A 3,234-nucleotide genomic window follows, 5' to 3' on the forward strand; every position below is an offset into this window, starting at 1 on the left:
GTTATGATTTTACCTGTGAGGACATTGGGCCTAATACTGTTACCATGACAGCCACTGATCCCAGTGGGAACAGCTCTGAATGTGAAGTTACGGTCACTGTTGTCGATGGTGCCATGCCCTGGGGCCGCGCGGTACCAGACAGCGGCCAGTGAGGTTAAACCTTGGCCGTGGACCGAGTTGGACTAGCAAAAGCGGCCTTGAAAACTGTTCAAGGCCGCAGCGATGCTTAGTCTTCCATCGCTTCCAACTCGTCGATGAAACCTTCGATCATCGACAGCCCTTTATCCCAGAATTTTGGATCAGAGGCATCTAGGCCGAAGGGGGCCAGCAATTCCTTGTGGTGCTTGGATCCGCCTGCACGCAGCATGTCGAAATATTTTTCGCGGAAATTGGGATCGCCCTCGGCGTAGACCGCATAAAGTGCGTTTACCAAACCATCACCGAAGGCATAGGCGTAGACATAGAAGGGTGAATGCACGAAATGAGGGATGTACGCCCAGAAGGTTTCATAGCCATCCGCAAAATCGAACACCGGCCCAAGGCTTTCGGCCTGCACAGACATCCACAGTGCGTTGATGTCATCGGGTGTCAGTTCGCCTTCGGCACGGGCGGCGTGCAATTTGCATTCGAAATCATAGAACGCGATCTGGCGCACGACCGTGTTGATCATATCCTCGACCTTGCCCGCCAACAGGATCTTGCGTTCGTCCTTGATTTGAGCCCCATCCAGCAGTTTTTGGAAAGTCAGCATTTCACCAAAGACTGATGCCGTTTCAGCCAACGTCAGAGGGGTTGAGGACAAAAGCTCCCCTTGTTCTGCGGCCAACACCTGATGCACACCATGTCCCAGTTCGTGGGCCAAGGTCATGACATCGCGTGGTTTTCCCAGATAGTTTAGCATCACATAAGGATGTACGGGCGTCACGGTGGGGTGGGCGAAGGCGCCCGGTGCTTTGCCCGGTTTCACGGCGGCATCAATCCAGCCATCGCTAAAGAAAGGCTTGGCGATCTCGGCCATTTTGGGGTCAAAACCGGCATAGGCGTCTATCACGGTCTTGGTTGCTTCATCCCAGTCCACGATCTTGTCGCTTTCCATCGGAAGCGGCGCATTGCGATCCCAGACCTGCATCCGGTCAAGGCCCAGCCACTTGGCTTTCAGCGCATAATAGCGGTGCGACAGGCGGGGATAGGCGGCGACGACGGCATCGCGCAGCGCCTCGACCACCTCGGGTTCGACGTGGTTTGACAGGTGCCGCCCTGTTTGCGGGGTGGGCATCTTGCGCCAGCGATCTTCGATTTCCTTTTCCTTGGCCAGCGTGTTGTGGACACGGGCAAAGAGCTTGATGTTGTCCTGAAAAACAGCGGTCAGCGCATGGGTCGCCATTTCGCGTTTTTCGCGGTTCTGTTCGGTGAGCAGGTTCAGCGTCGCTTCGAGATTGAGCTTTTCACCATCCACATCGAATTCCAGCCCCGCCATCGTTTCATCAAACAAACGGTTCCACGCGGCAGCGCCGACGGTGGACTGATCATGCAGAAACTTTTCCAGTTCATCGGACAACTGGTAGGGCTTCATCGCCCGCATACGGTCAAACACGGGTTTATAGCGGGCAAGGTCCGCATTGGCATCAAGCAGACCGGTGAGGTGATCATCGTCCAGCCGGTTGAATTCAAGCCCGTAGAACACCAGTGGGGTCGTGTAATTGGTGATCCTGTCCTGACAGTCAGCTATGAATTTGGCGCGATCGCTGTCGGTGGTACATTGGTAATAGCGCAGCCCGGCAAAGGACATGATCCGCCCTGCGATCACGTCGATCTGCTCGTAGCGTTGAACAGCCTCAAGAAGGCTCGCGGCATCCATCTGCGACAGCTTTCCTTCGTAATCGGTTGCAAAGGCAGCACATTCCTTCTCCAGCCACGCCATATCCTGTCCCAGTTCGGGGCTGTCGGTGGCAGGGTAAAGATCGCTCAGGTCCCATTCGGGCAGATTTCCAAGGTCCTTTCCACCGGTTGTGTTGGCGTCGAAAACGGGCTGGGGAAATTGCATGGGAAAACCTTTCATTACGTGTTAATAGATACATAGGCACTGTTTGAAACAGTGAAAAGCCCATCAGCCATAGGTCGCCAACATCTCTTTGAGATCGTCAAGCGTATTGGCTTCATCCACAGGTTTGTCGCGCCGCCAGCGCAGCATGCGCGGAAAGCGCAAGGCGACACCGGATTTGTGGCGCGGGCTGGATTGAATACCCTCAAAAGCGATCTCGAAGACATGCTCGGGCGGCACCTGCCGGACGGGACCAAAGCGCTGGAGGGTGTTCTTGCGGACCCACGCCGTAATCTCGCGGAATTCCTTGTCGGTCAGCCCCGAATAGGCCTTGGTAAATGGTACCAGGTCATTGCCGTTGCGCACGGCAAATGTGTAATCGGTGAAAAGATTGGCCCGCCGTCCGTGTCCCGCTTGGGCATAAATCATCACGGCGTCGATGGTGAGCGGATCAATCTTCCATTTCCACCAGTCCCCGCGTTTGCGACCCGCAAGGTATGGGCTGTCCAGCCGCTTGAGCATCAGACCTTCGGCGTTCAGATCTCGGGATTGGTCGCGCGCGGCACCGAGGTCTTCCCACGTCTTGAACGGAACAGAAGCCGAAAGGCGTATTGGCGCGGTTTCGGGGACGGCACAGATCATCGAATGTAAGGTGGCGCGTCGTTTTTCCAGCGGGGTCTGACGGATGTCATGTCCCTCATGCTCCAGAAGATCATAGGCCATCAGGATCACGGGTGCCTCTGTCAGCAGTTTCTTGGGCACCGTTTTGCGCCCGAGCCGTTTTTGAAGGGCGTTGAAAGAGAGCGGTCTTTGGTCCATGAACGCCAGCACTTCGCCATCAATCACAGTGCCATCGGGCAGGTAATCACGCAGTTGGGCGAATTCTGGAAAGCGGTCGGTCATCAGATCTTCGCCGCGCGACCACAGGTGGTGTTCGCCGCCCCGCACGATCAACTGTCCGCGGATGCCGTCCCATTTGCGTTCGGCATTCCAGTCGGTAGGCGGCCCTAGGTCGTCAAACCCATCCAGCTGATAGGCCAGATAGAACGGGTAGGGGCGCGACAGGTCGGCGGTGGGGTCTTCGGCCTCGATCAGGGCGTCCCACGTTGTCGTGTCCGGTGTCCAGTTGCCCATCAGCTTGTGGGTCAGTTGCGGTTCTGCCTGTCCCGTAGCCTGCGCCAGCGCGCGGGTGA

3 protein-coding genes are annotated in these 3,234 nt (G+C 56.6%); 1 reads left to right on the forward strand and 2 read right to left on the reverse strand.

Annotation, left to right across the window (positions count from 1 at the left end; translation table 11 throughout):
* Positions 1–23: 23 nt before the first annotated feature.
* The gene (locus tag R6T97_RS15795; protein ID WP_410350244.1) at positions 24–152 is read left to right on the forward strand and encodes an HYR domain-containing protein; all 129 of its coding nucleotides are present in this window, start codon (positions 24–26) and stop codon (positions 150–152) included.
* A 74-nt stretch (positions 153–226) separates the two neighbouring features.
* Here the strand turns inward: R6T97_RS15795 and R6T97_RS15800 are convergent, their stop codons facing one another.
* A complete protein-coding gene (locus tag R6T97_RS15800) occupies positions 227–2,044 on the reverse strand; it encodes a M3 family oligoendopeptidase (protein ID WP_410350242.1) in 1,818 nt (605 codons plus the stop codon).
* A 63-nt stretch (positions 2,045–2,107) separates the two neighbouring features.
* The coding region (locus R6T97_RS15805; RefSeq protein WP_410350243.1) for a cisplatin damage response ATP-dependent DNA ligase at positions 2,108–3,234 on the reverse strand (1,127 nt) is incomplete at its 5' end.

The organism is Yoonia sp. (assembly GCF_046498525.1).
GTDB lineage: Bacteria > Pseudomonadota > Alphaproteobacteria > Rhodobacterales > Rhodobacteraceae > Yoonia.